This is a genomic window from Kitasatospora sp. NPDC059812, assembly GCF_042732075.1.
Classification (GTDB): Bacteria; Actinomycetota; Actinomycetes; order Streptomycetales; family Streptomycetaceae; genus Kitasatospora.
Genome location: NZ_JBHWIO010000124.1, coordinates 1 through 3,091 on the forward strand (window position 1 = coordinate 1; position 3,091 = coordinate 3,091).

Annotated in this window: 2 protein-coding genes; both read left to right on the forward strand. The window is 76.6% G+C overall.

All coding sequences use genetic code 11. The annotated features are described in order from the left end of the window. Positions 1–1,300 (forward strand): SUKH-4 family immunity protein (locus ACFV6D_RS36175; protein WP_380563002.1); only part of this gene is annotated, 1,300 nt, incomplete at its 5' end. A gap of 266 nt (positions 1,301–1,566) precedes the next feature. After that, complete coding sequence (locus ACFV6D_RS36180) at positions 1,567–2,922, forward strand: hypothetical protein (RefSeq protein ID WP_380494133.1); 1,356 nt, start codon at positions 1,567–1,569, stop codon at positions 2,920–2,922. The last annotated feature ends 169 nt before the right edge of the window (positions 2,923–3,091 follow it).

Here is a 3,091-nt window from a genome sequence, read left to right on the forward strand (position 1 = left end):
GACCCCGCCGCCTCCGCCTCCGGCGGGCCTGCGCGGGGCCGTCGCCCCGGTGCCCGCCCCGGTTCCGCCGGCCGCGCCCGCCGCCGGCGTGGCGTACGAGGCGACCCAGCTGGCCGGCGCGATCGACCCGGCGCTGCTGGGCGCCGTGCCAGCCGACCCGGGCACCCCGCCGTCCGGCGGCCCTGCCGTCCCGCCGCCGCCCGGCGGTCCGGCGGCCCCCGCCGCGCCCGCGGCCGGGTACGGCTACCCGAACGCGGGCGGCGCGGCCCCGGTCGTCCCGCCGGCGCCGGTGCCCGGCGTGCCGCAGGGCGCTGCCGTCCCGCCGGGGGTGCCGACGGTCGGCCCCGGCTACTTCGCCGCGCTCAGCTACCGGGGCCCGGACGGCTCCGAGCAGAAGCTGCTGCACCGCAGCGAGCCCGGCACCCCGCACCCGGAGTGGAAGATCCTCCAGGACCTGCGGCGGCTGAACGTGCCGCCGGAGCAGGTGCTGGAGCTCTACACCGAGCTGGAGTCGTGCGACCTGCCGGGCGGTTACTGCAACCGCATGATCGCCGCGTCCTGGCCGAACGTCCGGCTCACCCACACCGCCGCCTACGGCCGCGACCACGCGTCCCGGCAGGCCGGCATGGCCGAGCTGCTCGACCACCTGGACGAGCTGCACCAGCTGGCCTCCGGGGCCCAGCGGGTCCGCCCGTCCCGGGTGCCGCTGCCCGCGCCGGGGACGGTCCAGCCGCTGCCGCCGCTCCCGCCGCAGCAGCTCGCCCAGGAGCTCGGGGCGGCCTTCGGCCAGAACGTGTTCCGCTACGAGCAGCGCGCGGTCTCCCGCCAGGGCGTGCCCGAGCCGGTGTCGCAGTCCCTGGTGTGGGCGGGGCTGCCGCGCGACTTCGGCCCGTTCTTCTGGGCGCAGGCGCAGGAGGGCCGGCCGATCCCGACGCTCGCCGAGCTGGCCGCCGAGCGCGGTCTGCCCGCGGCCCCGGACTTCGGCGGCTACCTGGTGCTCGGCAACGACTACGGCCGCCAGCTCTGCGTCCAGTACGGCACCGCGAACGTGGTCGCCGTGGACGTCGACGGAACCGGCCAGCCTCCCCGGTTCGTCAACACGGGTGTACCGGAGTTCGTCCGCGCGATGGCCCTGCTGGGCCGGATGTGGCGGCTGCGGTACGGGCTGACCCCGGACCAGGCCGGTCGCTGGACGACCGACTTCCAGGCGCAGCTCGCCGCGATCGACCCGGCGGCCCTGCAGACCGCGGACACGTGGTGGGCCGTGCTGCTGGAGCAGTTCTGGGACGGCCTGCTGTAGCGGGTTGTCGAGGATCCTCGCAGGTGGGGAGGGGTCGTTCCGGTGTTTGGAACGACCCCTCCGGCATGCCGTCGTGGCTGTGCCTCGTTGGGGTTTCGCCCAGATCTGCGCAAAATAGGTCAAGAGGATGGGTCTATTCGTCCAGTCCTCGACGTATTCCGGTCCGCCAGGCGTCCGATTTCGGCCCCGGCCGCCGAACCGGTTCCGGATCCGTCCGTTCCGTCCGATCATGGGCTCCGCAGCCCGCGACATGAGGGGAAGAGCCCATGAGCGACGCCGTCCCCGAGTACGGCTTCACCTCTGCCCGGCGCGGTTACGCGCCCGAGCAGGTCGACCGAGCCCTCACCGCCCTCACCGCGCAGCGCGACGAGGCGTGGGAGCGGCTGAGCGTCCTCGGCTCCGGGCTCCGGCAGATGGAGGCCCGACTGGCCGACATCCGCCGGGCCGCCGAGGACGCTCCGGAGCCCGACTACGAGGTGCTCAGCGAGCAGGCCGCCGGATTGGCGGTGATGGCCCAGAACGAGGCGCGCGCCGTCCGGGAGAAGGCCGAGCGCTTCTCCGAGGACCTCCGGGACGAGGTCTACGAGGCCGGCCAGGCCCTCGGCCACGCCGCCAAGGAGTACGCCGCCACCACCCGCTCCGAGGCCGACCAGGCCGCCCGGCGCACCGACGAGCGCACCCGCGCCGAGGCCGAGGGCATCCGGGCCGAGGCCGACCGGGAGAGCCGCAGCGACCGGGACGCCGCCACCTCCTACGCCGCCAAGGTGCGGGTGGCCGCCGCCGAGGCCGGCGAGCAGGCCGAGGCCACGCTCGCCGAGCTGCGCCGCAAGGCCGACGAGACCTTCGCCCAGGCCCAGACCAAGGCCGACGCCGAGGACGCCCAGGTCTCCGCGACCGCCGAGCGCCGGGTCAAGGAGGCCGAGCAGCACCGGGAGACCGTGCTCGGCCGGATCAAGCAGCTGGAGACCGACGCCCAGGCCAAGGCCGACCAGCTGATCGAGCAGGCCCGCCGGGAGGCCGAGCGGATCAACGCGGCGAGCGAACGCGAGCAGGGCGAGTTCGACGGCCGTCTGGAGACCGTGCAGAAGCACCTGGACCACATCAAGGCCACGCTGGCCTCGCTCACCGGCGCGGCGGTCGGCGCCATCGAGCCGGAGCGGCTGGCGGCGGCGGTCGCCGGGCCGGCGGACGCCCGGCGGGTCGCGGACGCGGTCGCCGACGCGGGGCCGGTGGACGCGGCGCCGGTGGACTCGGAGGCGGACACCGGCGAGATCGAGGTGGCCGACCTGCGGAAGGCCGTCGCGCCGACCGCGCCGGCCGCGCCAGCCGCGCGGGAGAAGCCGGCGGCCGGGCTGCGGATGCCGGTCGTGGGCGGGGCCTCCGTCGCCGGGGCCGCGAGCGGTTCCAGCGCGCCCGCCGGGGCGGTGGCGACCGGTCCGGTCGTGCCGGCCGCGGCGCCGCCGAAGCCGGTCGGACCGCCCCGGTCGGGGGAGGCCGACGGCGACGGCGAAGGCGCCGAGAAGGAGCCGCAGGACGAGACCCGGATCATCCCGAAGATCGTCATCGTGGACGACGGTGCCGGCTACGCCACCCCGAACACGGTGAGCTACCGGCGTCGCTGACCGCCGCGCCGGCGGCTCGCCCGCGATCAGCCGGGTGAGCTTCGCGTCCTGGGCCCTGACCGCTCCCGCTGGGGCGGTCAGGGCCTTCGCGTTGCGGTCGAGGGGCCCGCGCCGGGGGCCGGCCGGGGGGGGGCGACGAAGAGGTGGGGGGGGGGGGGGACCCCGGGGC